This window comes from Stenotrophomonas sp. TWI1149 (assembly GCF_039673155.1).
GTDB lineage: Bacteria > Pseudomonadota > Gammaproteobacteria > Xanthomonadales > Xanthomonadaceae > Stenotrophomonas > Stenotrophomonas maltophilia_AA.
Genome location: NZ_JBDJLB010000001.1, coordinates 168,995 through 195,388, shown reverse-complemented (window position 1 = coordinate 195,388; position 26,394 = coordinate 168,995). Strand labels below are relative to the sequence as shown.

The 26,394-nt window shown below is 68.3% G+C and carries 28 protein-coding genes and 2 tRNA genes; 23 read left to right on the top strand and 7 right to left on the bottom strand.

Translation table 11 applies throughout. From position 1 onward, the window contains the following. Positions 1-77 precede the first annotated feature (77 nt). Positions 78-530 (bottom strand): GNAT family N-acetyltransferase, encoded by a 453-nt coding sequence (locus ABE424_RS00975; protein ID WP_346492711.1) that lies wholly within the window; start codon positions 528-530, stop codon positions 78-80. A gap of 299 nt (positions 531-829) precedes the next feature. Then, a tRNA-Ser gene (locus ABE424_RS00970) sits at positions 830-922 on the bottom strand. Positions 923-1,058: 136 nt separating this feature from the next. Between ABE424_RS00970 and dnaX the strand changes: the two genes are divergently transcribed. From dnaX to ABE424_RS00950, 4 genes are all read left to right on the top strand, one after another. Further along, the gene (gene dnaX, locus ABE424_RS00965) at positions 1,059-3,053 is read left to right on the top strand and encodes a DNA polymerase III subunit gamma/tau (protein ID WP_346492710.1); all 1,995 of its coding nucleotides are present in this window, start codon (positions 1,059-1,061) and stop codon (positions 3,051-3,053) included. 6 nt (positions 3,054-3,059) lie between these two features. Beyond that, complete coding sequence (locus ABE424_RS00960) at positions 3,060-3,380, top strand: YbaB/EbfC family nucleoid-associated protein (RefSeq protein ID WP_179460902.1); 321 nt, start codon at positions 3,060-3,062, stop codon at positions 3,378-3,380. Positions 3,381-3,479: 99 nt separating this feature from the next. Further along, on the top strand, positions 3,480-4,079 hold the full coding sequence (gene recR, locus ABE424_RS00955; RefSeq protein ID WP_176990968.1) for a recombination mediator RecR: 600 nt from the start codon (positions 3,480-3,482) through the stop codon (positions 4,077-4,079). A gap of 81 nt (positions 4,080-4,160) precedes the next feature. Then, entirely contained in the window at positions 4,161-4,520 is a 360-nt protein-coding gene (locus ABE424_RS00950; protein WP_019185337.1) for a histidine triad nucleotide-binding protein, read from the top strand. Positions 4,521-4,576: 56 nt separating this feature from the next. Here ABE424_RS00950 and ABE424_RS00945 read toward each other — a convergent pair whose 3' ends face one another. Genes ABE424_RS00945 through ABE424_RS00930 form a run of 4 tightly spaced genes read right to left on the bottom strand, consistent with a single transcriptional unit; the run spans position 4,577 to position 8,954 of the window. Next, positions 4,577-5,101, bottom strand: coding sequence for a Slp family lipoprotein (locus ABE424_RS00945; RefSeq protein WP_019185338.1), 525 nt, complete (start codon positions 5,099-5,101; stop codon positions 4,577-4,579). Next, entirely contained in the window at positions 5,098-7,050 is a 1,953-nt protein-coding gene (locus ABE424_RS00940; protein WP_346492709.1) for a DUF3488 and transglutaminase-like domain-containing protein, read from the bottom strand. Before ABE424_RS00940 ends, ABE424_RS00945 begins: the two co-directional genes overlap by 4 nt. Further along, positions 7,043-7,999: a DUF58 domain-containing protein gene (locus ABE424_RS00935; RefSeq protein ID WP_346479291.1), complete on the bottom strand. Its 957-nt coding sequence runs from the start codon at positions 7,997-7,999 to the stop codon at positions 7,043-7,045. Before ABE424_RS00935 ends, ABE424_RS00940 begins: the two co-directional genes overlap by 8 nt. A 1-nt stretch (position 8,000) precedes the next feature. Continuing rightward, complete coding sequence (locus ABE424_RS00930) at positions 8,001-8,954, bottom strand: MoxR family ATPase (protein ID WP_179460906.1); 954 nt, start codon at positions 8,952-8,954, stop codon at positions 8,001-8,003. A gap of 40 nt (positions 8,955-8,994) precedes the next feature. On the opposite strand from ABE424_RS00930, the gene ABE424_RS00925 reads away from it, so the two are divergent. Next, the gene (locus tag ABE424_RS00925; RefSeq protein ID WP_346492708.1) at positions 8,995-10,836 is read left to right on the top strand and encodes a glycosyltransferase family 39 protein; all 1,842 of its coding nucleotides are present in this window, start codon (positions 8,995-8,997) and stop codon (positions 10,834-10,836) included. A gap of 61 nt (positions 10,837-10,897) precedes the next feature. Then, positions 10,898-12,562, top strand: coding sequence for a hypothetical protein (locus ABE424_RS00920; RefSeq protein WP_346492707.1), 1,665 nt, complete (start codon positions 10,898-10,900; stop codon positions 12,560-12,562). 3 nt (positions 12,563-12,565) lie between these two features. Here the strand turns inward: ABE424_RS00920 and ABE424_RS00915 are convergent, their stop codons facing one another. Next, the gene (locus ABE424_RS00915) at positions 12,566-13,138 is read right to left on the bottom strand and encodes a Maf family nucleotide pyrophosphatase (protein WP_346492706.1); all 573 of its coding nucleotides are present in this window, start codon (positions 13,136-13,138) and stop codon (positions 12,566-12,568) included. Between the two features lie 114 nt (positions 13,139-13,252). On the opposite strand from ABE424_RS00915, the gene ABE424_RS00910 reads away from it, so the two are divergent. From ABE424_RS00910 to ABE424_RS00830, 17 genes are all read left to right on the top strand, one after another. Further along, complete coding sequence (locus ABE424_RS00910; protein WP_121043054.1) at positions 13,253-13,762, top strand: YceD family protein; 510 nt, start codon at positions 13,253-13,255, stop codon at positions 13,760-13,762. Positions 13,763-13,870: 108 nt separating this feature from the next. Continuing rightward, on the top strand, positions 13,871-14,068 hold the full coding sequence (gene rpmF / locus ABE424_RS00905) for a 50S ribosomal protein L32 (protein WP_017357626.1): 198 nt from the start codon (positions 13,871-13,873) through the stop codon (positions 14,066-14,068). A gap of 88 nt (positions 14,069-14,156) precedes the next feature. Next, positions 14,157-15,134 carry a beta-ketoacyl-ACP synthase III gene (locus tag ABE424_RS00900; protein ID WP_176990974.1) on the top strand — a complete coding sequence of 326 codons (978 nt, stop codon included), beginning with the start codon at positions 14,157-14,159 and terminating at the stop codon, positions 15,132-15,134. Positions 15,135-15,209: 75 nt separating this feature from the next. Continuing rightward, complete coding sequence (locus ABE424_RS00895; RefSeq protein ID WP_346492705.1) at positions 15,210-15,992, top strand: serine/threonine protein phosphatase; 783 nt, start codon at positions 15,210-15,212, stop codon at positions 15,990-15,992. A gap of 88 nt (positions 15,993-16,080) precedes the next feature. After that, positions 16,081-17,025 carry an ACP S-malonyltransferase gene (gene fabD, locus ABE424_RS00890; RefSeq protein ID WP_346488701.1) on the top strand — a complete coding sequence of 315 codons (945 nt, stop codon included), beginning with the start codon at positions 16,081-16,083 and terminating at the stop codon, positions 17,023-17,025. Between the two features lie 74 nt (positions 17,026-17,099). Then, positions 17,100-17,843, top strand: coding sequence for a 3-oxoacyl-ACP reductase FabG (fabG, locus tag ABE424_RS00885; RefSeq protein ID WP_346479297.1), 744 nt, complete (start codon positions 17,100-17,102; stop codon positions 17,841-17,843). A 153-nt stretch (positions 17,844-17,996) separates the two neighbouring features. Further along, complete coding sequence (gene acpP / locus ABE424_RS00880; RefSeq protein WP_017357544.1) at positions 17,997-18,236, top strand: acyl carrier protein; 240 nt, start codon at positions 17,997-17,999, stop codon at positions 18,234-18,236. A gap of 136 nt (positions 18,237-18,372) precedes the next feature. Next, positions 18,373-19,635 carry a beta-ketoacyl-ACP synthase II gene (fabF, locus tag ABE424_RS00875; protein WP_176990978.1) on the top strand — a complete coding sequence of 421 codons (1,263 nt, stop codon included), beginning with the start codon at positions 18,373-18,375 and terminating at the stop codon, positions 19,633-19,635. Positions 19,636-19,730: 95 nt separating this feature from the next. Further along, entirely contained in the window at positions 19,731-21,086 is a 1,356-nt protein-coding gene (locus tag ABE424_RS00870; RefSeq protein ID WP_346492704.1) for an aminodeoxychorismate synthase component I, read from the top strand. A 66-nt stretch (positions 21,087-21,152) separates the two neighbouring features. Further along, positions 21,153-22,214, top strand: a complete 1,062-nt coding sequence (gene mltG / locus ABE424_RS00865) for an endolytic transglycosylase MltG (RefSeq protein ID WP_346488698.1) — start codon at positions 21,153-21,155, stop codon at positions 22,212-22,214. Next, the gene (gene tmk, locus ABE424_RS00860) at positions 22,211-22,879 is read left to right on the top strand and encodes a dTMP kinase (RefSeq protein WP_346492703.1); all 669 of its coding nucleotides are present in this window, start codon (positions 22,211-22,213) and stop codon (positions 22,877-22,879) included. The genes mltG and tmk overlap by 4 nt, the downstream gene beginning before the upstream one ends. After that, a complete protein-coding gene (locus ABE424_RS00855; RefSeq protein ID WP_176990982.1) occupies positions 22,872-23,831 on the top strand; it encodes a DNA polymerase III subunit delta' in 960 nt (319 codons plus the stop codon). The genes tmk and ABE424_RS00855 overlap by 8 nt, the downstream gene beginning before the upstream one ends. Beyond that, a complete protein-coding gene (locus ABE424_RS00850; protein ID WP_088432861.1) occupies positions 23,828-24,181 on the top strand; it encodes a PilZ domain-containing protein in 354 nt (117 codons plus the stop codon). The genes ABE424_RS00855 and ABE424_RS00850 overlap by 4 nt, the downstream gene beginning before the upstream one ends. 65 nt (positions 24,182-24,246) lie before the next feature. Continuing rightward, a tRNA-Val gene (locus ABE424_RS00845) sits at positions 24,247-24,321 on the top strand. A gap of 92 nt (positions 24,322-24,413) precedes the next feature. Continuing rightward, on the top strand, positions 24,414-25,181 hold the full coding sequence (locus tag ABE424_RS00840) for a PoNe immunity protein domain-containing protein (RefSeq protein ID WP_346492702.1): 768 nt from the start codon (positions 24,414-24,416) through the stop codon (positions 25,179-25,181). A gap of 12 nt (positions 25,182-25,193) precedes the next feature. After that, positions 25,194-25,931, top strand: coding sequence for a DUF6794 domain-containing protein (locus ABE424_RS00835; RefSeq protein WP_346492701.1), 738 nt, complete (start codon positions 25,194-25,196; stop codon positions 25,929-25,931). Positions 25,932-26,124: 193 nt separating this feature from the next. Then, a complete protein-coding gene (locus tag ABE424_RS00830; protein WP_346492700.1) occupies positions 26,125-26,367 on the top strand; it encodes a hypothetical protein in 243 nt (80 codons plus the stop codon). Positions 26,368-26,394: the final 27 nt, after the last annotated feature.

Here is a 26,394-nt window from a genome sequence, read left to right as displayed (position 1 = left end):
CACGCTGCGCGCTCGGGGGTAGAGCCACGCCATGCGTGGCTGACGTAACCCTGACGCGCTCCAATCACTGGCGCCGCTCAACGCGGCGCCAGTTCGAGCACCATTTCCACCGCATCCAGCCCGGGGCCATGCCCCTCGGGGGTGATGTGGGTGACGACGAAGCCGAGTCCGGCGTAGAACGCCTGCGTGTGCTGGCTGGTGCTGAGCGTTACGCGCTGGGCACCGAGCGTTGTTGCGTGGGCCAGGCGTGCGCGGGAGAGCTGCTTGCCCAGGCCTTGGCGATGCCGGGTGCGGTCGACCATGCCCCAGCAGAAGGCGGCGGTGTGTTCGTTGTCCAGGGCGAGGCCACCGCAGGCGACGATAAGGCCGTTGTGGTGGATCACGAGGTAGTCGTGGGTGCGGTCCGGGTGGAGCAGGTACGCGGCGAAGTCCTGGCGTTCGTGTGGGGCGAAGTAACGCGGCACGTTGGTGTCGAACAGCGCGAGGCAGGCGGGGGCGTCTGTTGGGGTGTAGGGGCGGAGGGTGGGCATGGGGACGACTTTGGCATGGGTGGGCTGCGTTTGGAGCAGCCGGACAGCGGTCCGGTGTATGTGCGCAGATGGGGCAGGGGCGCAGCCGGACGGCTTCGGATGCAGGCTGGCCGCTTCATTGGGATTGCTGGGTGCATCCATGCACCCAGCCCTTCCGCGCTGACGCGCTCCAGGGCCAGCCGTTCGGCTGTCCGGATTCGCTCCGGGCGAATCCGTCGAACCCGTTGGGGTTCTCGGCCCCCATGCTGTCCGTCGCACAAATAAAAAGGCCGCCCCTGAGGGCGGCCTTTTTATTTGTGTGGCGGAGAGAGGGGGATTCGAACCCCCGAAGCGCGGTTTAGACGCTTACACACTTTCCAGGCGTGCTCCTTCAACCGCTCGGACACCTCTCCGGACCTGCTGCGATAACCCGCTGCAGGGGCGCAGATTCTAGCGGGGGAATTGGATTCGCACAAGCGGTTCGTCACAGAGGGCAGGGGGGCTGGACAGGCGTGGCACAATGGTCGTCCCGATGAAGACGGTGGCCTGATGTCCTATCTCGTCCTTGCCCGCAAGTGGCGTCCGAAGCGTTTTGCCGAGCTGGTGGGCCAGGAACACGTGGTCCGTGCGCTCAGCAATGCGCTGGACAGCGGCCGTGTGCACCATGCGTTCCTGTTTACCGGCACCCGCGGGGTCGGCAAGACCACCATTGCCCGTATTTTCGCCAAGTCGCTGAACTGCGAGCAGGGCACCAGCGCCGATCCGTGCGGTCAGTGTCCGGCCTGCCTGGACATCGACTCCGGCCGCTACATCGATCTGCTCGAGATCGATGCCGCGTCCAATACCGGTGTGGACGATGTCCGCGAGGTGATCGAGAACGCCCAGTACATGCCCTCCCGCGGCAAGTACAAGGTCTACCTGATCGACGAAGTGCACATGCTGTCCAAGGCGGCGTTCAATGCGCTGCTGAAGACGCTGGAAGAGCCGCCGGAGCATGTGAAGTTCCTGCTGGCCACCACCGATCCGCAGAAGCTGCCGGTGACGGTGCTCTCGCGCTGCCTGCAGTTCAACCTGAAGCGGTTGGACGAGGACCAGATCCAGGGCCAGATGACGAAGATCCTGGCCGCCGAGGAGATCGAGTCCGACCCGACCGCGATCGTGCAGCTGGCCAAGGCGGCCGATGGCAGCCTGCGTGACGGCCTGTCGCTGCTGGACCAGGCGATCGCCTATGCCGGCGGCGCGCTGCGCGAGGATGTCGTGCGCGCGATGCTGGGCACGGTCGACCGCACGCAGGTCGCGGCGATGCTGGATGCGCTGGCCGATGGTGATGGCCCGCGCCTGCTGCAGACCGTGGCCCTGCTGGCCGAGTTCTCGCCGGACTGGAGCGGGGTGCTCGACGCCCTGGCCGAAGCCCTGCACCGTATCCAGGTGCAGCAGCTGGTGCCGGGCGCCGCGACGGCAGGCGAGGGGATCGATGCCGAGGCCTTCGCCCAGCGCCTGCGCCCGGAAGTGGTCCAGCTCTGGTATCAGATGGCCCTGGGCGGTCGCCGTGACCTGCACCTGGCCCCGAGCCCGCGTGCCGGGTTCGAGATGGCCGTGCTGCGCATGCTGGCGTTCCGTCCGGCCGCCGCCGTACCGCCCGTCCCCCGCGATCCGGGCACCGGTACCGAAGTGAACAGTGGTGGCCAGGCCAGCGGCCAGTGCACCGGCATGGCCGCTGCGTCAGCGAGCGCCGCTCCGGCCGCAGCGTCGACCAGGGCCAGTGCCCCCGTCGCTCAGGCGGCCACTGTGGCCCCCGTCGTTGCCCCGGTCTCCGAGGCGCCCGAGGCGCCGGCACCCAGGAAGCCTGCCCCGGCGCCGGCAGCCGCCGAACCGGTGAAACCGGCCAAGCCTGCCGTCTCAGCCCCCGCGGCCGACGACGATCTGCCGCCGTGGCACCGTGAAAGCGACGCGGCCGATCGCGACGAAGCGCTGGCCGCTGAAATGGCCACCCCGGATGCGGCCATGGTCGCCCCATGGGAAGCGCCGCCCGAGCGGACCGTGGCACCTCCTGCTCCCGCGCCTGTACGGGAAGCCCCGGCCCCGGTGGCCCGCCCGGAGGGCATCGCCATCGCACCTTCGGCGCCGGAGACCGCGCCCTCGGAGGCACAGGGCGACCTGACCGCCGATGCGTGGCTGGAACTGGTCGCCGGCAGCCAGCTCAATGGCCCGTCCAAGCAGCTGGCGGCGCACTCGGCGTTCATCAGCTACCAGCATGGCGTCTTGAAACTGGCGATTTCGCCCGGATTTGAGTATTTGAGTTCGGACCGCTCGCAGGCGGCGCTGATCGCGGCGTTGACCGGCCCTCTGGGGCAGGCCCCGCGCCTGGTGATCGATACCGGCGCGGCCGGTGCCGAGACCCTGCATCAGCGCGCTGACCGCCAGCGTGGCGAACGCCAAACGGCGGCGGAAGCCGCTTTCATGGCCGATCCGTCGGTGCAGTTGCTGGTCCAGCAACACGGTGCCCGGGTCGTCGCCGATTCCATTCGTCCTTTTGAAGAGTAAAGACCCATGCGCGGCAATATCGCCCAACTGATGCAGCAGGCCCAGAAGATGCAGGAAAACCTGCAGAAGGCCCAGGAAGACCTCGCCAAGCTGGAAGTGACCGGCAGCGCCGGCGGCGGCATGGTCAGCGTGACCCTGACCGGCACCAAGGAATGCCGCAAGGTGCGCATCGATCCGTCGGTGCTGGCCGATGCGGAAATGACCGAAGACCTGGTGGCGGCGGCGTTCAACGATGCTTCCAACAAGATCGATGCCGAGTCGAAGAACCGCATGGGTTCGGCGACCGCCGGCATGCAGCTGCCCCCGGGCATGAAGCTGCCGTTCTGACCCACCGCCTGCGCCGGGTGCCCGCCTGGCGCGACCGTGGTGACCGCGCCGCGAAGCCTTCGGGCTTCGCGCGCTTGTTTCTGAGATGAGCGATCCGCCATGAGCCTGCCCCTGCTCGAACAATTGATCGAGGCCTTCCGCGTGTTGCCGGGCGTGGGCCAGAAGACTGCCCAGCGCATGGCGTACCACGTGCTCGAGCGCGAGCGCGAGGGCGGCCAGAAGCTGGCCGAGGTGTTGGCCAAGGCGATCGAGCGGATCGGGCACTGCGAACAGTGCCGGGATTTCAGCGAAACCGAGATCTGTGCGGTCTGCGCCAACGGCAGCCGCGAGCGCCAGCAGCTGTGTGCGGTGGAATCACCCGCGGATCGCCTGGCGATCGAAACGGCCACCGGCTACCGCGGGGTGTACTTCGTGCTGCAGGGGCGGCTGTCGCCGCTGGACGGCATCGGCCCGCGCGAACTGGGCCTGGATCAGCTGGAGGCGCGCCTGAAGCAGGGCGAGGTCAACGAGTTGATCATCGCCACCAGCGCCACCGTCGAAGGAGAAGCCACCGCGCATTACCTCGCGCAGATGGCGCGCGGCTACAAGGTGCGGCCGAGCCGCCTGGCGCAGGGCCTGCCGCTGGGCGGCGAGCTGGAATACGTGGATCGCGGCACGCTGTCGCACGCGTTCGGCACGCGGACCGAAGTCCAGGAGTGACGCCGCGCAGCGCGCGGCAATGATCGAAACCGGACGCGCATCCGCGCTACTCTCCAAGGCCCTGTTCCACGAGGTGCCCTCATGAGCCACGACACCCTGTTCGGCAAGATCATCCGCCGCGAAATTCCGGCCACCATCGTCTACGAGGACGAGGAGGTGCTCGGCTTCAAGGACATCGCGCCGCAGGCGCCGGTGCACGTGTTGTTCATTCCGAAGCACGAGGCGATCCCGACCCTGGATGATGTGCGGCCGGACCAGGCGCACCTGATCGGCAAGCTGGCCATGGCCGCCGCCGAATACGCGCGCCGCGAAGGTTTCGCGCAGGACGGCTACCGCATCGTCATGAACTGCCGCGAGCATGCCGGGCAGACCGTGTTCCATATCCACCTGCACCTGCTGGCCGGCGCGCAGTTGGGTCACTTCGGTACGCCGAACGGCTGAGCCGGCCAGGCGCAAACAAAAACGCCGCCCGAGGGCGGCGTTTCTGCGTCAGCGTGTTACCACCAGCCCCAGCCGCGGTAGCCCCAGCCCGGACCCCAGCCCGGGCCCCACGGGCCGTACGGGTAGGCGGGCACCACATCGACCTGGCGCTGTTCCGGCCACAGATAGATCACGTCGGCGTCCAGCTTCGGCAGGCGGTAGTCGTACTCGCCGATACGGGTGTTCTCGTAGCCGCCGATCTTGCCGATGAAGGTCACGTCGCGGCCCGGCTCGAACACCGCCGGATCGTAGAAGCCGGCGCGGCAGGCGATGAAGCGGCCGTCACTGGCGTCGGCCGAGGTGGTGCTCGGGCGGCCGCTGCCGTTGAGCGGGCGCGAGATCATCTGGAAGCAGGTCTGGCCCTGGCCCGGATTGGTTTCGATGATGCGACCACCCCACCGTACCGGAGTGCCCACCTGCTGGGTGGGAACCGCGTCGCGCGGGCTGACCATACTGAACTGCCCCTGCAACGGCTTCGGCGCGGTGGCGCAGGCAGCCAGTGCCAGAGAGGCAGCAAGGGGAAGCAGGATTTGAATCTTCATGGGGATGCTCCGGAGGTCGGGCGATGCCTGCGCAGGTCGCGCAATAATGAAGTGAGGTCGACGTCAGCGCCAGCGTAGCGCGCCTGGACGAAACGCGCGCTGAGCGACAACAGCGCAGGATCGGGTCGCTGCCGGTCCACCCGGCGCGCCCACTCGCCAGCGGGTTCGGCGCTGGCGCGGGACAGCCCATAGCGTGCGTAACGGCGTCCCAGCCGATGCCAAGCCCGCAACAGCGGGTCGCGCTCGCGTTCGCCGCGGGCCAGCAGCCATGCCATCCAGCCTAGCGCGGCCAGCGCGAAGACGATGAAAATTCCGACCAGTTGGCCCGGATCCAGCCGTTTGAAACCAAACGGTTCAAGAAGCTGCTGCTGGCGGTTGGCGTCGAAGGACAGGACCAGGTCGTTCCAGCCCCGGCGCAGCCAATCGCCCATCTGTCCGATCTGCAGCCAGCGGCTGTCGAACGTGGCGCCGGCCGCGCCGGCGGCCAGCCGGTCGTCGAGCGTGTCGTAGACGCGCTCGGGCGCCACGGCCGCCGTCGGGTCGACCCGCACCCAGCCACGCCCGGGCAGCCACACTTCGGCCCAGGCGTGCGCGTCCATCCGGCGCAGCACCCAGTAGTTGCCGTAGGGATTGCGCATGCCGCCAGCGAAGCCGGTCACCACCCGCGCGGGGATGCCGGCATTGCGCATCAACACGACGAACGAAGAGCTGAAGTGCTGGCAGAAGCCGGCCTGCTGATCGAACAGGAAGTCGTCCACGCCATCGCGGCCCGGCTCGGGCGTATCCAGGGTGTAGACGAAGCTCGCCCGGACCCAGTCGAGCGCGCGCTGTACGATCACCGCATCGTTGCTGCCGGCCTCCTGTCGCCACTGGCGGGCCAGCACGGCCGTGCGCGGGTTCACGCCGGCGGGCAGCTGCAGCGCCAGTCGGCGCTCGTACGGCGTCAACGCTTCGGTATAGGCCACGGCCGGCGCGGAGGTCAGCCGCCAGCGGGTCAATGCGCTCAGCGGCGCGCGACTGCGCAGGCTGTGGTTGGCATCCAGTTCGCTGCCGGGCGGCGCCTGCAGCGGCAGGTCCAGCGCGACCAGCTGGCGGCGGTCGGTCGGCTCGTAATCGATCTGGTACTCCCACTGGGTGGCGGCATGGGTCACCGCGGCGGGCGCGCGTTCGCTCTGTCGCGTGTCCTGTTCCCAGCGCTGGCCATCGAAACGGGTCAATACCGGGCCGCGCCAGTACCGCTGCTGCGGCGCCGGGATCGCACCGAAGAACTGCACGCGCAGCGCCGGGGTGTCATCGGCCATCAGGTCCAGCCACTGTCCGGGCTCCATCGTGTCCGACAGGCCGGGCTTGCCGACCGCGCGGTCCGGGATGCCCCACAGCGGTTCACTCAACCGCGGGAACAGCCAGAAGCCGGCCAGCGCCAGCGGCAGGCCGAGCAGGACCAGCCGGCCGATGCCGCGCAGTTGGCGCTTGAGCGGCGCCGGCGGTGCCTGGCCCTCCACATGCGCCAGCCGCTGCAGCGCGAGCAGGGCGACCAGGCCAGCCAGTACCGCCAGCGCCATGGTCAGCGGGCCCTGGTCGAGCAGGAACGCGGCGAACGGGCCGAACAGGCCGAAGCCGACAAGGCTGCGGGCATCGCGCAGGCTGCGCAGCTCGCTGGATTTCAGCGCGAGCATGGCTGCCAGCAGCGCGCAGCCGGTGTCGCGGCCGGGACGCGGGCCCATCTGCCAGTAGATGGCGGCAAGCATGCCGAGCACCAGCAGCAGGCGCAGCGCGCCCGGCAGCAGGCGCTGGCGTGAGGCGGCGGCGGTGAGCAGGGCGACGCCGGCGATGACGGCGGCCAGCACGGTGGGCAGCTGCAGCAGCAGCGGCGCCAGGCCCAGCGCCGCGCTGGCCAGCGTCCAGGCGCGCGCCCCGGGGCTCAGCAGGGCGGCGGGCGTGTCAGTCATGAGGCAACAGCGCCAACGCGCGCTGGCACAGATGGTGATGGGCGCTGCCGTTGCCGGGGCCGAGTACCGGTTGGCCCGGCAGCTTGAGCGTGTAGCGGCGGCCTTCGCGTTCGGCCAGGTCGACCCAGCGCGCCATCCGCGCGATCCGTGCTTCGGTGCCCAGCGGCGCCAGGCGCCACCAGTCCAGCACGATCTCCACCCCGACCGGTTTTTCGTACTCGCGCACCAGCAGGGTGTCGCGCCGCGCCGAGTGCTTCCACGCGATGCTGCGGGTGGGGTCGCCGGCGCGATAGGGGCGCAGCTGATGCAGCTCGTCGCCGCTGGCGTGCACGCGGGTATGCAGCGGATCGCCGCCGCTTTCCGGCAGTGCGGGGGCGTGCGATTCCGGTGCGGCATAGACCAGCAGCGGCGTCTCCGGCCACACCCAAGACCACGCCCGCACCAGGCCGAGCGGTTGGGTGGTGGCGAGGCGGATCCGCGCCAGGTCGAACCAGCCGCGCTGGTGGGTGGGCAGGTCGAGATCGACTTCGATCTGATCGCTGTCGACCAGATGCCCGAACGCGCTGACGCCGGCGTGCTCCACCTGCAGTCCGCGACGGGCGCGGGTATCGGCGCGGGACAGGCTGATGCGCAGCCGCAACGGCGCGCCCGCCGTCACCGGTTCGGCCGAGACCGCATCCACCTGCAGGCCGGACAGCTGCAGGTGCGCGCTGATCGCACTGGCGATGCTGACGGTGGCCAGCAGCAGCGCCAGCAGCAGGGCCGGGTTGTTGTTGTAGTTCAGTGCGCCGATCAGCATCGCCGACAGCAGCGCGGCGACGAACAGGCCGAAGCGCGTCGGCAGCACATAGATGCGGCGCCGGTCGAACCGGCACGGCAGGTGCTCCGGTCGGCGCGGCCGCGCCAGGTGTTGCAGTTGCTGCCAGCGGGCTCCCCAGCCGCGGCGCATCTCAGTCGACCTGCACGGTCTGGAGGATGGCGCGGGCCAGCGCGGGCCCGTTGCCGGCTTCGGCCTCCGGCACCAGGCGATGCCCGGCCACCGCGACGAACAGCGTCTGCACGTCCTCGGGCACGACGTGCGCGCGGCCCAGCAGCAGCGCATGCGCCTTCGCCGCGCGCAGCAGCGCCAGGCCGGCGCGTGGCGACAGGCCGACGCGCACCCCGGCGTGCTGGCGGCTGCGCGCGAGCAGGGCCTGCACGTAGGTGATCAGGGCTTCGCTGGCATGTACCTGGCCGACCGCCTCGCGCAGCGTGCGCACCTCGATCTCGCTCAGGCGCGCGGTGGCCTGCGCGATCAGATGACGGCGATCGGTGCCGCGCAGCAGCTCGCGCTCGGATTCCGGATTGGGGTAGCCCAGCGCCAGCCGCAGCAGGAAGCGGTCCAGCTGGGAGTCCGGCAGCGGGAAGGTGCCGGAGAGGTCGACCGGGTTCTGGGTGGCGATGACGAAGAACGGATCCGGCAGCGGATGGGTCACGCCATCCAGGGTCACCTGCTGCTCGGCCATCGCTTCCAGCAGCGCGCTCTGGGTGCGCGGTGGCGCGCGGTTGATCTCGTCGGCCAGCAGCACATGGGTGAAGACCGGGCCGGGGTGGAACTGGAACTGGCGGCTGCCGGCGTCGTACACCGAGACGCCGAGCACATCGGCAGGCAGCAGGTCGGAGGTGAACTGCACCCGCTGGAAGCCCAGCCCGAGGCTGGAGGCCATGGCATGGGCGAGGGTGGTCTTGCCCAGCCCGGGCAGGTCCTCGATCAGCAGATGGCCACCGGAGAGCAGCGCCACGAAGGCCAGCCGCACCTCCTGCGCCTTGCCCAGCACCAGCCCGTTGACCTGATCCTGGGCGGCGCGAAGGGACTGTCGCAGTACATCGGTTAGCATGGCTGGCACGGGGGGCGAATGATCCATGTCCGTCTCGATTCGATGATTCCACTGATTCTATAGAGCAATGCAGGGCGAACAACGCGCACGCACCATATTCCTGTTGTTGTGGACGCTGGTCACCGCCGTCAAATTGGTGGTGGCCGCACGTCTGCCCTTGTTCGTGGACGAAGCCTTCTACTGGCAGGAAGGCCAGCACCTGGCCGCGGCCTATTCGGACCTGCCCGGGCTGACCGCATGGCTGGCGCGCCTGGGCGTGGAAGTGGGCGGCAACCATGTGCTCGCGCTGCGCCTGCCGTTCCTGGCGATCGGTGCGTGGCTGCCATGGCTGGTCTCGCGCATCGCCACGCGCTGGTTCGGTGCGGTGGCCGGCTGGCAGGCCGGCAGCCTGACGTTGTTGATGCCGCTGTCGGCGACGCTGGGCATGCTGGCCGTGCCGGATGTGCCGATGGCGCTGGCCGCGGTGCTGTGCCTGGATGCCGGCGCGCGGCTGCTGCGCAGTGTCGATGCGGCGGCGGCAGTGAAGCTGGCCGCCGGCCTGGCGATCGGCGCGCTCAGCCATTACCGCTTCATCGGCGTGATCGTGGTCGGCTTCATCGCGCTGCTGGTGCTGCCGCAGGGCCGGCGCATGCTGCGCGATCCGCGCGTGTGGGTCGCACTGGCGGTGGGCGTGCTGGCGTGGTTGCCGCTGTTGTCGTGGAATGCCGACAACCATGATGCGGGCCTGAAATTCCAGGTGGTCGAGCGCCACCCGTGGGCGTTCGAATGGAGCGGGCTGTGGTTCCTGGTGATCCAGCCGATGCTGGTCACCCCGATCCTGTGCATCGCGATGTGGAAGGTGGCCCTGGCCGGTACCCGCTCGGGCGGTGGCGCGCGCGCGCAGTGGCGCTATTTCGGCCTGATCGGTGCGGTATCGACGCTGTCCATCTTCGGCCTGGGCTTCTTCACCGATGTGGAGCGCATCAGTTTCCACTGGCCGCTGCCGGGTTACCTCGCGCTGCTGATCGCGGTGCCGGTGGTGCTCAACGGCTGGCCGCGCTGGCTGCGCCGCACCGGCTGGTGGCTGGCCGGTGCCGGGCTCGCCCTGGCCTTCGGCTACTACCTGATGGTCTCCATTCCGAGCGTGCGCGAGCAGCTGGCGGGCTACAAGTATTACCCGCGCAACTTCGCCGGCTGGGAACCGCTGGCCGGCGCGGTACGCGAAGAACTGAAACGCATGCCGCCCGGTACGCGCGTGCTGGCCGGCAACTTCAAGGTCGGCGCGGAACTGGGGTTCCAGCTGCGCGATCCCTCGATCGAGGTGCTGCGCCATCCATTGAACGACAAGCATGGCCGCAGCGCACAGCTCGGCCTGTGGGGATTGCTGCACGACGGCCAGCGCGATACGCCGATGCTGCTGGTGCTCTCGCCCAGCGATCAACGCTATCGCGATCTGCTGGAGCGTTACCACGCGGTCTGCGAGCAGGTGGGGCCGCTGCCGCCGCCGCGCGTGGTCAGCAACGATCACGGCTATCAGCGCTTCCTGCTTTTCAGGCTGCCGGCCGAGCGCGCCGAAGGGCCGTGCGTGACCCCGGCGATGGCCTGGGTGGATGCGCCGCAGCCCGGCGCCGCGGTCGGCGATACGCTCGAGGTGCGGGGCTGGGCCTTCAAGGATGGCGTCGGCATCGACCGGGTCGAGCTGCTGATCGATGGCACGCCGGTTGGCGATGCGGTCTATGGGCGCGCGTATGACATCACCGGCGCCTGGAAGATTTCCACGGATCCGCAGCACCCCAACGTGGCCTTCGATGCCACGCTGAAGACCGACCACCTCGCGCCCGGCCGCCATTGGCTGGGCATGACGCTGCACGGCAAGGACGGCAGCGTGGAGCAATGGCAGGAACAGGCCTTCACCCTCCCCGCGCGCTGAGCGCACATGCTCTTCCATGGATGACACCCTCATGCGCACTGCGTCGCAGGAATCTGCCCCCTTGTCTGCTGTCCGCCCGCCTGCCGCGGAGGTGTCGCCCGTGCTGACGCGCCTGCTGTGGTGCGCGGTCGCGGCCGTCGTCGGGGTGGGCCTCGCGGCCATGGCCTGGCTCTCGCCGCGCGTGCTGTACGCCGATCCGTGGCGCTTCACCCAGAAGCTGCTGGAGATGCCCTGGCCGTCCAACGTGCTGGTGTCGGACAACGGTCACCGCGAAATCCTGCCGAACCTGGTGCGCTACGCCGAGCTGTGCTGGCTGCACGGCAATCAATGGCTGCAGATCGGCACCGGCATGGCGTTGGCGCTGGTGACGGTGTGGCTGCTGGCCCGCATCCTCAAGGCCGATGCGCTGGCGCCGTCGGTGCGCGCCGCGGCAACCCTGGTCGGCGTGTTGTCGATCTTCTGGCTGGGCAGCCAGCGCGCGCTGACCCATGGCAACGAGTCCGTGCATGCCTACCTGATCACCGTCGCGCTGATGGCCGGTGTCGCCCTGCTGCTGCGTGGGTATCGCCGCGGTGCGGTGCTGGCCGCCGTGTGTGGCGTGGCGGCGACGTTCTCCTTCGGCAGTGGCGTGGCGGTGTTCGTCGGGCTGGCCGCGGTGCTGGCGGTGCGTCGTGCACCGGTGTCGCACTGGCTGCCCTTGATCGCCGGGCTGCTCGTGGCGGTCGGCCTGCACCTGGGCATGGGGCGCACGGGCATGCCCTCGCAGATGGGGCTGATGCCGTTGGCACAACTGGACGTGCTGCTGCGCTGGCTGGCCTCGCCCTTCATCTATCTGGCGTGGCCGGCACTGGATCCGGCGGCGGCCCAGCAGCTGCCGTTCGCGCCGGTGCGCAGTGCGGTGCATGCCGTGGCCAGCGCATACCAGTCGCTGTTCGGACCGGTGATGACCTCGCGCTGGCCGCATCTGCTGATCGGCGCGGCCGGCGTGGTCGGCCTGCTTGGCATGAGCTGGCACAGCGGGCAGCGCGGGCGCAGCGCCGGGGCAGGGGAATCCGTCGCGCTGGCGATGGCCTGGTTCGGCCTCGCCGTGGGCGGCCTGGTCGCCCTCAGCCGTTGGTCGTATTTCGCCGACTTCCCCGCCCAGTTGGCCGCGCCGCGCTATGTGCCCTGGTCGTGGCTGTTCTGGTCCGGCCTGCTGCTGTGGACGATCGTGCGCGTCGGCCCGCGCCGTCCCCGCGCGGTGGCTTGGGCGGCGCTGCTGCTCGCCGTGGCGGCCCTGCCGAGTACGGCATGGATGGCCTACCTGGGCGCCAGCATGCAGCGCGTGGCCAGCATGACTGCCACGGCCGCGGCGGCGGGCGTGGTCGATCCGGACCAGATCCATGGCGAGAGCGTACCCGCCGAAGTGCAGGCCGCGCTGCCCAGCCTGCGCGCGCACGGCAGCGCGATGTTCGCCTGGCCGGAAACCGTCTATCTGCAGGAGGCGCGAACGGCGTCAACGGCCGTGGCCGTCCCGATCCGCGATGTGTCCCTGGTGGCCGTGCGCAACACGCTCGGTGGCACGGCGTGGCGCATCGACTTCGCCGCGCAGAGCAGGGCGCCGCGGCTGGTCCTGCACTGTGCGGGACGGCCGGTGGGCCTGGCCATGCCCCTGGCCGGGCGCTGGGTTGGCTGGGCGACCGGCGACCTCGATGCGGGCTGCCTGCAGGCGCGGCAGCTGCGCTGAGACTCAGGGCAGGGTGTAGCCGGCCTGGCGCAGCAGCTGGCTCAGCGCGATCAACGGCAGCCCGATCAGGGCGGTCGGATCGCGGTTCTCGATCGCCTCGAACAGGGTGATGCCCAGGCCCTCGCACTTGAAGCTGCCGGCGCAGTCCAGCGGCTGCTCGGCGGCCACGTAGCGGGCGATCTCGGCCGCGCCCAGGGCCCGGAAGTGGACCCGGGTCAGGTCGCAGGTCTCCAGCGCCTCGCCATCGCGAACCAGGCTCACCGCAGTGTGGAACGCCACCACCTGCCCGGACATCGCGGCCAGCTGTGCATGGGCGGCGTCGACCGTACCTGGCTTGCCCAGCGGGGCGCCGTTCAGTTCCGCGACCTGGTCCGAGCCGATCACCCAGCGGCCGGGGTGGATCCGGGCCACGGCCTCGGCCTTGGCCCGCGCCAGGCGCACCGCCACGGCGCGTGGGGCCTCGCCGGCGGCGGGCGTCTCATCCACCTCGGGGCGGGCGGTCTCCAGGGGCAGGCCGAGCCGCTCCAGCAGGTCGCGGCGGTAGCGGGAAGTGGAGGCAAGCAGCAGTGGGGTCATGCGACAATACCGGGCACGGAAGGCCGGCAGTCTGGGCCCTTCGGGCGGGGATCGGCAACCTGACTGCGCAGGTATTTGACAGCAGCCCGGACGATCCTTAACATTCAGCGGCTTATGTCCGCAAACGTGCCCGAAATGCTGGATGCTTGGCGGATGGTCGCAGCACGCAGGTGCTTCGACGGCCAGGTGGATCTAGCGGAATTGACCCGCCTCCAGGGCCTTGTCGCCGATACCGAAGGAACGTGCACCTATGCACTGGAATTCGCGCACGACGACATCCTGCAGGTATCCTATGTTGAACTGTCCATCGACACCGCGCTGCCGCTGATCTGTCAGCGCAGCCTGCAGCGTTTCCTGTTGCCGGTTTCGATGGTGCAGCGGCTCGGCCTGATCCGCAGCGAAGAGGAAGAGTCCTCGCTGCCGGAAGGCTGGGAACCGTGGCTGGTGCCGGAAGATGGCATGCTGCGACCGCTGGAACTGGTCGAGGACGAACTCGTCCTGGCCGTGCCCGTCGTGCCGCTGTCTCCCGATGGTGAGGCCGTGGACAAGGACTGGGCACCGACCGAAGAAGAAATCAGCAAGGCCAATCCGTTCGCGGCATTGGCGGCACTGAAAAAACAATAGCAGCCGGATTGTCGTCGGCGGCTGCGGCGAAAGCGAAAACTGTGCTGGGCGCTGGCGTCCTGCGCGACGATACGACGAAGCAAAACGAACCGAGTTTGGAGCAATCCCATGGCTGTGCAGAAATCCCGTGTCACCCCGTCCCGCCGCGGTATGCGCCGTGCGCATGACGCCCTGAGCGCCAAGCAGCTGTCCACCGATCCGACCACCGGTGAAGTGCATCTGCGTCACCACATCACCGCTGACGGTTTCTACCGCGGCAAGAAGGTGATCACGACCAAGTCGAACTCGGCCGTCGAAGAAGATTGATTTGTGAAGGCCGCTGCCCGGTCGGGCGGCGGCCTTTACCCCATTCTTCCCGATCACCACGTTTGGTGATCGTGCTACAGGACATGTAATGAGCAAGCGGATCTACTCGAGGATCGCGGGCACTGGTAGTTATTTGCCCGAAAAAGTGTTGACCAACCAGGATCTGGAGAAAATGGTCGACACCAGCGATGAGTGGATTCAATCGCGCACGGGTATCCGCGAACGGCACATTGCGGCCGAAGGCGAGACCACCAGCGACCTCGGCTACCACGCCGCGGTACGTGCGCTTGAAGCGGCCGGGATCGACGCTTCGCAGCTCGACATGATCGTTGTGGGTACCACCACGCCTGACCTGATTTTCCCGTCCACCGCGTGCCTGATCCAGGCCAAGCTCGGTGCGACCGGCTGCCCCGCCTTCGACGTCAACGCCGCCTGTTCGGGCTTCGTGTTCGCGTTGAGCGTGGCCGACAAATTCATCCGCTCCGGTGATGCACGCCACGTGCTGGTCATCGGTGCGGAAACCCTGACCCGTATCGTCGACTGGACCGAGCGCACCACCTGCGTGCTGTTCGGCGATGGCGCGGGCGCCGTCGTGCTCAAGGCCGACGAAGACACCGGCATCCTCAGCACCCACCTGCACTCGGATGGCAGCAAGAAAGAGCTGCTGTGGAACCCGGTCGGCGTCTCGGCCGGCTTCGGCGAGGGCGAGAATGCCCGCGGCGCGATCCTGATGAAGGGCAACGACGTGTTCAAGTACGCCGTCAAGGCGCTGGACTCGGTCGTCGACGAAACCCTGGAAGCCAACGCGCTGACCAAGGACGACCTGGACTGGCTGATCCCGCACCAGGCCAACCTGCGCATCATCGAAGCCACCGCCAAGCGCCTGGATATGTCCATGGACCAGGTCGTGGTGACGGTGGACAAGCACGGCAACACCTCCTCGGCCTCGGTGCCGATGGCGCTGGACCACGCGGTCCGCTCCGGCCGCGTCGAACGTGGCCAGCTGCTGCTGCTGGAAGCCTTCGGCGGCGGCTTCACGTGGGGTTCTGCTCTGCTGCGCTATTGATAGCGTCAGTTACGACAACGTGACGCTGTCGTTACGGCCCCATTACGGGGCCGTATGCATTTCAGGAGAACTGTCATGGTTGAGCCCATCGTCATTGAAGGGCAGCGCGCCTGGCTGAAGCAGTACGGCGAAGGAAGCCGCGTGGTCGCGCTGGGCCTGCTGAACTTCATCGCCCGCCGCTTCCAGCTCGATGCCCTGCGCCCGCCGCCGCACCGCGGTGGCGACGCCGCACGCGAAACCGAAGCCCGCCGTCTGTCCGAACTGCAGGCCCAGGGCGTCAACGTCCCCAGCGTGATCGGCAGTGGCCACGCGGCCCTCGTGCTGGGCGACAACGGCTCCTCGTTCAACACCTGCCTGCGCGAAGCCGACGACGCTGGCCGCGACCGCCTCGTGTCCGCGGCCATGCATGCGATCGCCCAGGCGCACAGCAAGGGCGCCTATTTCGGCCAGCCCCTGCCGCGCAACCTCACCTGGGATGGCAGCGCCATCGGCTTCATCGATTTCGAGGAAGACCCGCTGGAAGTCATGGACCTCGCCCAGGCCCAGGCCCGCGACTGGCTGATGTTCGGCTACGGCGTCGCCAAGTACTACGAGGACCGCCCGCAGCAGCTCCAGGCCCTCATGGCCCAGGCCATGGACGGTGCCGAAGCCCCGGTCCTCGCGCATGCCCACGACGTCACCGGCCGCCTTCAGGGCCTGGCCCGCGCCAGCCTGAAGATGGGCCGCTCCGCCCGTGCACTGGCCCACTCCATCCTGATCGTCCACGGCGCCACCACGCTGGGCGTGCTGATGGTCGTGGCCCTCTGCTTCGATTTCTTCACCGACGGCGACCTGGACATCCTCCAGCTGTTCACCTGACGAAGGGCCCGACATACGCGGCAGTACAGACGAAGGGCGACGTTCCCCTTTATCATTCGCCGTTCGATTTTTGCAGGCGGATGATCGCGTGACCGATACCAATCTCGCATTCGTGTTCCCGGGCCAGGGCTCGCAGTCGCTGGGCATGCTGGCCGAACTGGCCGAGCTGCACCCGCAGATCCGCGAGGCCTTCACCGAAGCCTCCGACGGCGCCGGTGTCGACCTGTGGGCGCTGTCGCAGGGCGGTCCCGAGGAAATGCTCAACCGCACTGAATACACCCAGCCGGCCCTGCTTGCGGCCAGCATCGGCGTGTGGCGCGCCTGGAACGCCGTGGGTGGCACCCAGCCCGCCGTGCTGGCCGGTCACAGCCTCGGCGAGTACACCGCCCTGGTCGCCGCCGGCGCGCTGACCCTGCGTGACGGTGCGCACCTCGTGCGCCTGCGCGGGCAGCTGATGCAGGAAGCCGCCCCGACCGGCGTCGGCGCCATGGCCGCCGTGCTCGGCGCTGAAGACGCCCTGGTCGTGGAGGTCTGCGAGCAGGCCGCCGGCAGCCAGGTCGTGGTGCCCGCCAATTACAACTCGCCCGGCCAGATCGTCATCGGTGGCGACGCCGCCGCCGTGGACCGCGCGCTGGCCCTGCTGGCCGAGAAGGGCGTCCGCAAGGCCGTCAAGCTCGCCGTCAGCGTGCCCTCGCACACCCCGCTGATGCGCGAAGCCGCCAACCGCCTGGCGGAAACCATGGCCGGCCTGGACTGGCGCGCTCCGGCCCTGCCGGTGGTGCAGAACGTCGATGCCCGCGTGCATGACGGCGTCGACGCCATCCGCCAGGCGCTGGTGCAGCAGCTCTACCTGCCCGTCCAGTGGACCGGCTGCGTGCAGGCCCTGGCCGCCCGTGGCGTCACCCGCGTGGCCGAATGCGGCCCGGGCAAGGTGCTGAGCGGATTGATCAAGCGCATCGACAAATCGCTGGACGCGCGCACACTGTCCACGCCCGCCGATTTCGAGACGGCCCGCGAGACCTGGGCCGCCTGATGTCTTCCGATCGCGTCCGTGCTGGAATGGCTTCGTGCCAGGCCGGCCGGACCGGTCCCGTTCGAGGAAATGAGATGAGCAAGCCCCTTCAGGGTGAAATCGCACTGGTCACCGGCGCCAGCCGGGGTATCGGTGCCGCGATCGCCGACGCACTGGCCGCGCAGGGCGCGACCGTCATCGGCACCGCCACCACCGACGCCGGTGCCGCCGCCATCGGCGAACGCCTGGCCGCCGTGGGTGGCCACGGCCGCGCGCTGAACGTCACCGACGCCGCTGCGCTCGAGGCCGTGCTCGACGGTATCGCCAAGGAATTCGGCGCCATCAGCATCCTGGTCAACAATGCCGGCATCACCCGCGACAACCTGTTGCTGCGGATGAAGGAAGAAGACTGGCAGGCGATCCTGGACACCAACCTGACCAGCGTCTTCCGCACCTCCAAGGCCGTCATCCGCGGCATGATGAAGGCGCGCAAGGGCCGCATCATCAACATCGCCTCGGTGATCGGCGTGACCGGCAATGCCGGCCAGGCCAACTACGCCGCGGCCAAGGCCGGCATCATTGCCTTCTCCAAGTCGCTGGCCAAGGAAATCGGCTCGCGCGGGATCACCGTCAACGTGGTCGCGCCGGGCTTCATCGATACCGACATGACCAAGTCCCTGCCGGAAGAGCAGCGCACCGGCCTGGTGAAGTCGATCGCCCTGGAGCGGCTCGGCGAGCCGTCCGATATCGCCAACGCGGTGGCGTTCCTGGCCGGTCCTTCGGCCAGCTACATCACCGGCGAAACCCTCCATGTGAACGGCGGCATGTACATGCCGTAAGCATGTGGCGCATGGATTGCGCCGCAAGTGGTTGATCCGTTTGATGTTTTGCTGCAATGCAAGGTGTCGCTGGTTTCCACTACACTATCCCACGGTCATCCCTCACCGGATGGCGTCATTTTTGAACCACTACTCCATCTGGAGCGATATCCAATGAGCACCATCGAAGAACGCGTCAAGAAAATCGTCGTCGAACAGCTTGGCGTCAAGGAAGAGGAAGTCACCAACAGCGCATCGTTCGTCGATGACCTGGGCGCTGACTCGCTGGACACCGTTGAACTGGTGATGGCGCTGGAAGAAGAGTTCGAGTGCGAAATCCCGGACGAAGAAGCCGAAAAGATCAGCACCGTGCAGGCTGCGATCGACTACATCAACGCCCACGTCAAGGCTTGATGTCAGGCGGCTCGCGCGCGGCCGTGGCGATTGCCGCGACCGCGTGCGGCAAACCCATGGGGCCGCGCTTGCGGCCCTGTGCTTTTGAGCGTTATACCGCGTGATACCCGCAACACCCGGGTCAGGAGAATCTGCAATGAAGCGTCGCGTCGTCGTTACCGGCATGGGCATGGTCTCGCCATTGGGCAATGATATGGCCAGCAGTTGGAAGGGCATCACCGAAGGCCGTTCCGGCATCGGTCCGCTGACCAACGTTTCGCAGTCCTACCTGGACCGTTTCACCACCAAGATCGCAGGTGAGGTCAGGGACTTCGACATCACCGCCGACAACGAACAGTTCGGCAAATTCCGGGTCACTGGCAAGGATGCCAAGAAGATGGACCCGTTCATTCATTACGGCCTCGGTGCCGCCTTCATGGCCTTGAACGATTCGGGCCTGGAAATCACCGACGGCAACGCCGAGCGCATCGGCGCCATCGTGGGCGCGGGCATCGGCGGCCTGCTGGGCATCGAAGAGCAGACCATCGATTTCCACGAGGGCAAGAAGATTTCCCCCTTCTACGTGCCCAAGACCATCATCAACATGCTCCCGGGCCAGCTGAGCATCATCACCGGCCTGAAGGGTCCGTCGTTCTCGGCGGTCTCCGCCTGCGCGACCTCGAACCATTCGATCGGCACCGCGATGCGCATGATCCAGTACGGCGATGCGGACGTGATGGTGGTCGGCGGTGCCGAGCGCGGTTCCTCGCCGACCGCACTGGGCGGCTTCTGCGCGATGAAGGCGATGAGCACCCGCAACGATGCCCCGGCAGAAGCCTCGCGCCCGTGGGACAAGGAACGCGACGGCTTCGTGCTCGGCGACGGTGCCGGCATCCTGATCCTGGAAGAGTACGAACACGCCAAGGCGCGTGGCGCGCGCATCTATGCGGAACTGGCCGGTTTCGGCGCCAGCTCGGACGCGTACCACATGACCGCCCCGAGCGAGAACGGCGAAGGCGCGGCACGCTGCATGACCATGGCGTTGAAGGACGCAGGCGTGACCCCGGACCAGGTCGGTTACCTCAACGCGCACGGCACCTCCACGCCGCTGGGCGACCTGGGCGAAACGATGGCCATGAAGACCGCGTTCGGCGACCACGCCTACAAGATGATGGTCAGCTCCACCAAGTCGATGACCGGCCACCTGCTCGGCGCGGCCGGCGGCGTGGAAGCGATCTTCTCGGTGCTGGCGCTGCGCGACAACATCATTCCGCCGACCATCAACCTGCATGAAGCGGGCGAGGGCTGCGACCTGGATTACGTGCCGAACACCGCACGCGAGGCCAAGGTCGATGTGGTGATGTCCAACGGCTTCGGCTTCGGCGGCACCAACGGCACGCTGGTGTTCAAGCGCGTCTGACCGCCCGTTCCGTGTCCTCCCACCCGGGCCGCCATCATGGCGGCCTTGGTGTATCTGGCCCCCGCGCACGCTGCGCGCCCTTCCGGTGTCCTTTCATGTTCCAGACGCTTCCGCTGCCTGCCACCACCGACCTGCTGGCCCTGCAGCGCCTGGCCCCGCAGCGCTACCCGCTGCTGATGGAGTCCACCGCCTCGGGCACCGCCCAGGGCCGCTGGGACCTGCTGCTGATGGGCAACGGCGAGGCGCTCGCACTGCACGCCGACGGCGTGGTGCGCGACGCGGACGGCGTCGCCCATGACGGCCGCTTCCTCGACGTGCTGGACGCGCACTGGGCCGCGCTGCGGCTGCCGCGCGAAGAGACGACGCTGCCGTTCCGTGGTGGCTGGGCACTGATGCTGGATTACGAACTGGCTGGCCAGATCGAGGACGTGCTGGCCTTGCCGGCACGCGCGGATGGGCTGCCCGCCGCGCTGGCCCTGCGCTGCCCGGCGGCGGTGCTGCATGACCGCGTGCTCGGCCAGTTCCACGCCGTCTGCGAGACCGGGCAGGCCGCGCTGCTGCAGACCCTGCAGGACGACCTCGCCGCGGCCGCCACATTGGCTCCGCTGCCGACGTGGCAGCCACCGGTCGCGATCGGTGAGGACGCGCCGCAGCGCTTCACCGACGGCGTCGGCAAGGTGATCGACTACCTGCGTGCGGGTGACGTGTTCCAGGTGAATCTCTCGCGGCGCTGGAATGCGCAGTTCGCCGGGACGCTCTCGCCGCAGGCGCTGTACGCGCAGCTGCGCGTGGCCAATCCCGCGCCGTTCGCCGGCCTGTTCATGGCGCAGGGCAGGGCGGTGGTCAGCTCCTCGCCCGAGCGGCTGGTCTCGGTGCACGGCGATGGCGTGCAGACCCGCCCGATCGCCGGCACCCGCCCGCGCTTCGCCGGCGATGACGATGCCGCGCGCATCCAGGAGCTGGTCGGCCATCCCAAGGAGCGCGCCGAGCACGTGATGCTGATCGATCTCGAGCGCAACGACCTCGGCCGCATCTGCGCGCCGGGCAGCGTGGAGGTGGATGAGCTGATGACCGTGGAGAGCTACGCCCACGTGCACCACATCGTCAGCAACGTGCGTGGCCGCCTGCGCGAGGACGTGAGCCCCGGCCAGGTGATCGCCGCGACGTTCCCTGGCGGCACCATCACCGGCTGCCCCAAGGTGCGCTGCATGCAGATCATCGCCGAGCTGGAGCAGACCGCGCGTGGCGCCTACACCGGCGCGTTCGGCTGGCTGAACCGCGATGGCGACCTGGACCTGAACATCCTGATCCGCACCGCCGAAGTGGCCGCCGACACCGCCAGTTTCCGCACCGGGGCCGGGATCGTGGTCGATTCGGTCGCCGACAAGGAACTGGACGAAACCCGTGCCAAGGCCCGTGGCCTGCTGCGTGCGCTGGGCAGCGATGCCTGAGCCGTTTGGCGGTGTGCAGTACCCGCGCGGTATGCTGCGCGGCGAAGAATTTCATTCGAGGTGACCATGGCGGGTGCGAAACGCGGATGTCTGGCCGTACTGGCCGTGCTGCTGGTGGTGGCCCTGCTGGTCGCGGCCGCAGGCGCATGGTTCTGGCATCGCCAGGGCGCGTTTGCCGATGCGCCGGTCACCCCCAGCGCGGAGAGCGTGGTGATCGCCTCCGGCGACGGCTTCAGCACCGTGCTCGGCAAGCTGCGCCAGGCCGGCGTGGACGAGGGCAGCGACACCCAATGGCAGCTGCTGGCACGCCAGCTCGATGCCGCCGGCAAGCTCAAGGTCGGTGAATACGCGCTCGATCCCGCGCTGACCCCGCGCGAGCTGCTGACCCGCATGCGCCAGGGCCGCGTCCTGCAGCACCGCGTCACCATCGTGGAAGGCTGGAACATCCGCCAGCTGCGCGCCGCGCTCAAGCGTGCCGATCCGCTGGTGCACACCACCGATGCGCTGGACGATGCCGCGCTGATGAAGGCGCTTGGTTTCCCCGGCGAACACCCGGAAGGCCGCTTCCTGCCCGAGACCTACGTCTACCAGCGCGGCGACAGCGACATCGACGTGCTCAAGCGCGCGCATGCCGCCATGGAAAAAGAACTCACCGCCGCGTGGGACAGCCGCGTGGACGATCTGCCGCTGAACTCGCCGTATGAGCTGCTGATCCTCGCCTCGATCATCGAGAAGGAAACCGCGCTGCCCAGCGAGCGCCCGCAGATCGCCGGCGTGTTCATGCGCCGCCTGAAGATCGGCATGCGCCTGCAGACCGACCCGACCGTGATCTACGGCATCGGCAGCAGCTACGACGGCAACATCCGCAAGCGCGACCTCACCACCGATACGCCGTACAACACGTACACGCGCGCCGGCCTGACCCCGACCCCGATCGCCATGCCCGGGCGCGATGCGCTGCATGCCGCCGCGCAGCCGGCCAAGGGCGATGCGCTGTACTTCGTGGCGGTCGGCGATGGCAGTGGCGCGCACATCTTCTCGGCCAACTACACCGACCACAACGCCGCCGTTGCCCGCTACCTGCAGCAGCTGCGCAGCAAACGTACCCAAGAGGCCGCACCCCGATGAGTCCCGCGCTGCACCGGCACCCGCATTTCGTCAGCCTGGAAGGGGGCGAGGGCGCCGGCAAGACCACCGCCATCAACGCGATCCGCGAAGCCCTGCAGGCGCGCGGGCATGAGGTGGTGCTGACCCGCGAACCCGGCGGGACCGCGCTGGCCGAGCGCATCCGCGCGCTGGTGCTCAAGCCGGACGAGGAGATCGCCGCCGAGCCGCTCTCGGCCGAGGCCGAGCTGCTGCTGGTGTTCGCCGCCCGCGCCCAGCACGTGCGCCAGGTGATCGCCCCGGCGCTGCAGCGCGGTGCCTATGTGCTGTGCGACCGCTTCACCGATTCCAGCTACGCCTACCAGGGCGGTGGCCGCGGCCTGGACCCGGCGTGGATCGCCGATCTGGAGCGCCGCGCCGTCGGCCTGCTGCCCGGCCTGACCCTGCTGCTGGATGTGGACGTAGCCGTCGGCCGCGCGCGCGCCAACGGCCGCGACATGTGGCCGGACCGGATCGAAAGCGAGCACGATGATTTCTTCCAGCGGGTGCGCGCGGTGTTCCGCCAGCGTGCCAGCGAAGACCCCGCACGTTACCGCCTGATCGACGCCGGCCAGGACCAGGCCGGCGTCGCCGGTGCGGTGGTGGCGGCCGTGGATGCATGGTTGGCACAGGAGCCGGATCGTGGCTGAACCCTTTTCCCCCTGGCAGCAGCGCGCCTATGACCAGACCGTGGCCGCGCTCGACGCCGGTCGCCTCGGCCATGGCCTGCTGTTCTGCGGCCCGGCCGGCCTGGGCAAGCTCGGCGTCGCGCTGCGGCTGGCCGAGCACGTGCTGGGGCAGGGCGAGCCGGCCGCGGCCAAGCGCAGCGCCCAGCTGCTGGCCGCCGGCACCCACCCGGACCTGCAGCGGATCTCGTTCATCCCCAACAAATCCGGCGACAAGCTGCGCACCGAGATCGTGATCGAGCAGATCCGCGAGGTCTCGCAGAAGCTCTCGCTGACCCCGCAGTACGGCGTGGCCCAGGTGGTGATCGTCGATCCCGCCGACGCCATCAACCGCGCCGCCTGCAACGCCCTGCTCAAGACCCTGGAAGAGCCGCAGCCCGGCCGCTACCTGTGGCTGATCAGCGCCGACCCCGCGCGCCTGCCGGCCACCATCCGCAGCCGCTGCCAGCGCCTGGAGTTCAAGCTGCCGCCGCGCGAGGAAGCGCTCGCCTGGCTGCAGACCCTGGGCCACAGCGAGGCCAGCGCCCGCGAAGCGCTGGACGCCGCCCGCGGCCACCCCGGGCTGGCCGACCAGTGGCTGCGCGAGGATGGGCTGGCCCTGCGCCGCCAGGTCGCCACCGACCTGGAGGCCCTCGTCGCCGGCCGCTCCGGCGCGGTCGAACTGGCCCAGCGCTGGACCGCCGACGACAACGCCGCCCTGCGCCTGCGCCACGCCGCCGATCTCGCCCTGGCCCAGGCCACCGGCGGTGGCTTGACCGATCCCGATCGATTGCACAAGCTGGCCGCCTGGTTCGATGCGGCCAACCGCACCCGCGACCTGCTGCGCACCACGGTGCGCGCCGATCTTGCGGTGGTTGAGCTGCTGCTGGCCTGGGGAAAGGTCAACGAACGGCACGCCAAGGGGAATAGAGCATGAGCGCCACCAACGCCCGACAGGGCATCCTGTCCCTTGCCGTCAAGGACAAGGCCGCGCTGTACAGCGCCTACATGCCGTTCGTGAAGAACGGCGGCATCTTCGTGCCCACGCCCAAGCGCTACTTCCTGGGCGATGAGGTGTTCCTGCTGCTCACCCTGCCGGACTCCAGCGAGCGCCTGCCGGTGGCCGGCAAAGTGATCTGGGTGACCCCGGCCGGGGCCCAGGGCAACCGCGCGGCAGGCATCGGCGTACAGCTGGCCGATGGGGCGGAAGGGGAGACCGTCCGCCACCGGATCGAGACCCTGCTGGCCGGCATCCTGACCGCGGACAAGCCCACGCACACGATGTGAAGAAATTTCGGCGAAACCGTTGACGTCGAAATTTGCCGCCCTATAATGAGCGGCTCAGCAGCATCGGGCGGTTAGCTCAGCGGTAGAGCATTGCCTTCACACGGCAAGGGTCACAAGTTCGAACCTTGTACCGCCCACCACGCTGCAACATGAAGAAGCCGGCCGTTTGGTCGGCTTTTTTGTTTGCGGCGCCCGGCGATCCCGGGGGCACATGCCCGGTCAAGGAAGATCCATGCAGCCACGCCAGTCCCCGCTCGAAGCGAAGCACTACGCGCAGTTCCTGGAAGACCGCCAAGCGACGATCGCCTTTTTCCAGGAACACCGCTTCCAGTCCGATTCGGACACGGAAGAACGCTCGCTGCGCGCGCGCTGGTTCCAGCGGTTGGCTGCCGAGCACCTGTACATCACCTACACCGCCGGCCACCCGGTCGAGTCGCTGCCGCCCCTGCTGGAAGCACTGGTGGAACACGTGGAGCATCGCCAGCAGATGCTTGCCCAGTACGAGCGGCAACCGCTGATTGCGCCGTTTGCGATCGATCACTGGCCGGATGAGTACCTGGAATGCACGCAGTTGTTCGCGCTGTGCATCCTGTTGGGGCGTCCGGACCTGCTGGCGCGCGTGGCCGCCTTGATGGACCAGGCCAACTTCGTCGCCAGCGATACGCTGTATGAAGACCTGCTGATGCGCGTGCTGCCGGACCGGCATGATGTCGACGAGTGGTTCCACGACTACTGCACGCCGCTGGTCCAGGCCATCTACGCCGATACACCGGAAGAGGCCAGCACGCTGCTTGCCACCTACTGCGAGGGCTGGTACGCCGCCTTCGAGCACGCGCCCTGGCGTGACAGCCATGTGGACGACGATGGCCGCTTCGTCGGCTACTGGGCGTTCGAGGCGGCCGCCATCGCGTATCTCTACGATATCGACGACAGCGCCATCGACCATCGCGTCTATCCGCGCGACCTGGTGGACTACGCGCGCCGCCAGCGCCCGCGCTGAGGCCGGCCAGTCATGCGCAAGACGTTGATCTGGACGATCACGCTGCTTTCGCTGGGGCTGGTCGCGTGCGCGCCGCGCGCGCCTGAAGCGCCGGCGAGCACACCCTGGCCTGGTACGGTTGACGAAGCCGTCGATCAACTTCTAAGCGATCTGCCCGTCGATGGCGTCGATTGGATGCGGCGAAACCCAAAGGACGCTGTCATCAGCCAGCTCTACATGGGATACGGCACAGGCGTGCGCAACCAGTTCGGCTTGTGGGGTGGCAACGACGCCCTGCTCACGTCCTGCGGAACGGACGATCCAGAGGGGTGTTCGATCGTCATCCTCGAGGGAATGTGGGACAGCGTGCAGGCGAAGACAGATCCCCTGTTACGCGCCTCCCTGCAGTGCCAGTTCGCAACGATGCACAAGATCCGGATCGACACCACGGGTTGGTATCTGCTCACCGTGGGAGAAATGCTTGACGCCATGCAGGCGCAGATCGATCGCCAGGTGGCCGCCGCGGCTGCACCGGGCTGCCCCACTCAGTTGCACATCGTGCCCATGGCCGACCTGAACCGCCAATGCTTCGTGCGTGCGGAATTCGAGCAGGAACAGCCGCTGGACACGGCGCTGATGTGGCTCGGGTTCCGAAACGGACTCACCCCTCGCCATGCACCGCCGAATCTGGAGTTCAGGTTCAACAAGGCATGCGCGTGGCCCGAGCGGCCGATGCAGTTTGTGCCCGAGGCCGACACGTCCACTCGCTGAACTGTGACCACGGCCTGGGCAACTCAGCGTCGTCGCGTTGCGCGACGTGGCTCGCGGAGGCCGCTGACGGAATCCGCGACGCGACTCCGGGCTTCTCCTGTTCAAACCCGACCCAGGCGGCTGCCAACGTTCTCGGTTCGGCGGTAAGCTCACGCCAGGACCTGCAGCCCTTGGTCGAGAAATAGAAAACGCGATGAACAGAGTTTATAAAGAGATCGCAAAGACGGTGGGCATTTACTACCTGCAGGCGATTGCTTTCGCGCTTGCGGGTTACCTCATCATGCATTTGGCTTACGGCGGCGTGCGGCTTTCCCTCTTGGCATGGTCGGCGATCGTGGTTGCGGTGTTTACCTTGTTCTATCTGCCGGTGTTGGTGCGGAACATCCGGGTGGCCAGGGCTATTGACAAGCATCGGGAAGAGGGTGGGACGCCCTAGCGGGCGTCGACGCGGTCCTGACATGCA

Bases quoted from the DNA above. Each gene is read 5' to 3' on its own strand.
- ABE424_RS00930 (WP_179460906.1), bottom strand. From the start codon at position 8,954: ATGGATCATTCGCCCCCCGTGCCAGCCATGCTAACCGATGTACTGCGA.
- ABE424_RS00830 (WP_346492700.1), top strand. From the start codon at position 26,125: ATGAACAGAGTTTATAAAGAGATCGCAAAGACGGTGGGCATTTACTAC.
- mltG (WP_346488698.1), top strand. From the start codon at position 21,153: ATGGCGGGTGCGAAACGCGGATGTCTGGCCGTACTGGCCGTGCTGCTG.
- tmk (WP_346492703.1), top strand. From the start codon at position 22,211: ATGAGTCCCGCGCTGCACCGGCACCCGCATTTCGTCAGCCTGGAAGGG.
- acpP (WP_017357544.1), top strand. From the start codon at position 17,997: ATGAGCACCATCGAAGAACGCGTCAAGAAAATCGTCGTCGAACAGCTT.
- ABE424_RS00840 (WP_346492702.1), top strand. From the start codon at position 24,414: ATGCAGCCACGCCAGTCCCCGCTCGAAGCGAAGCACTACGCGCAGTTC.
- ABE424_RS00850 (WP_088432861.1), top strand. From the start codon at position 23,828: ATGAGCGCCACCAACGCCCGACAGGGCATCCTGTCCCTTGCCGTCAAG.
- ABE424_RS00960 (WP_179460902.1), top strand. From the start codon at position 3,060: ATGCGCGGCAATATCGCCCAACTGATGCAGCAGGCCCAGAAGATGCAG.
- ABE424_RS00900 (WP_176990974.1), top strand. From the start codon at position 14,157: ATGAGCAAGCGGATCTACTCGAGGATCGCGGGCACTGGTAGTTATTTG.
- recR (WP_176990968.1), top strand. From the start codon at position 3,480: ATGAGCCTGCCCCTGCTCGAACAATTGATCGAGGCCTTCCGCGTGTTG.
- ABE424_RS00835 (WP_346492701.1), top strand. From the start codon at position 25,194: ATGCGCAAGACGTTGATCTGGACGATCACGCTGCTTTCGCTGGGGCTG.
- dnaX (WP_346492710.1), top strand. From the start codon at position 1,059: ATGTCCTATCTCGTCCTTGCCCGCAAGTGGCGTCCGAAGCGTTTTGCC.
- ABE424_RS00910 (WP_121043054.1), top strand. From the start codon at position 13,253: ATGTCCGCAAACGTGCCCGAAATGCTGGATGCTTGGCGGATGGTCGCA.
- ABE424_RS00940 (WP_346492709.1), bottom strand. From the start codon at position 7,050: ATGACTGACACGCCCGCCGCCCTGCTGAGCCCCGGGGCGCGCGCCTGG.
- ABE424_RS00870 (WP_346492704.1), top strand. From the start codon at position 19,731: ATGTTCCAGACGCTTCCGCTGCCTGCCACCACCGACCTGCTGGCCCTG.
- fabG (WP_346479297.1), top strand. From the start codon at position 17,100: ATGAGCAAGCCCCTTCAGGGTGAAATCGCACTGGTCACCGGCGCCAGC.
- ABE424_RS00895 (WP_346492705.1), top strand. From the start codon at position 15,210: ATGGTTGAGCCCATCGTCATTGAAGGGCAGCGCGCCTGGCTGAAGCAG.
- ABE424_RS00915 (WP_346492706.1), bottom strand. From the start codon at position 13,138: ATGACCCCACTGCTGCTTGCCTCCACTTCCCGCTACCGCCGCGACCTG.
- ABE424_RS00950 (WP_019185337.1), top strand. From the start codon at position 4,161: ATGAGCCACGACACCCTGTTCGGCAAGATCATCCGCCGCGAAATTCCG.
- ABE424_RS00925 (WP_346492708.1), top strand. From the start codon at position 8,995: ATGCAGGGCGAACAACGCGCACGCACCATATTCCTGTTGTTGTGGACG.
- ABE424_RS00945 (WP_019185338.1), bottom strand. From the start codon at position 5,101: ATGAAGATTCAAATCCTGCTTCCCCTTGCTGCCTCTCTGGCACTGGCT.
- ABE424_RS00975 (WP_346492711.1), bottom strand. From the start codon at position 530: ATGCCCACCCTCCGCCCCTACACCCCAACAGACGCCCCCGCCTGCCTC.
- fabF (WP_176990978.1), top strand. From the start codon at position 18,373: ATGAAGCGTCGCGTCGTCGTTACCGGCATGGGCATGGTCTCGCCATTG.
- ABE424_RS00935 (WP_346479291.1), bottom strand. From the start codon at position 7,999: ATGCGCCGCGGCTGGGGAGCCCGCTGGCAGCAACTGCAACACCTGGCG.
- rpmF (WP_017357626.1), top strand. From the start codon at position 13,871: ATGGCTGTGCAGAAATCCCGTGTCACCCCGTCCCGCCGCGGTATGCGC.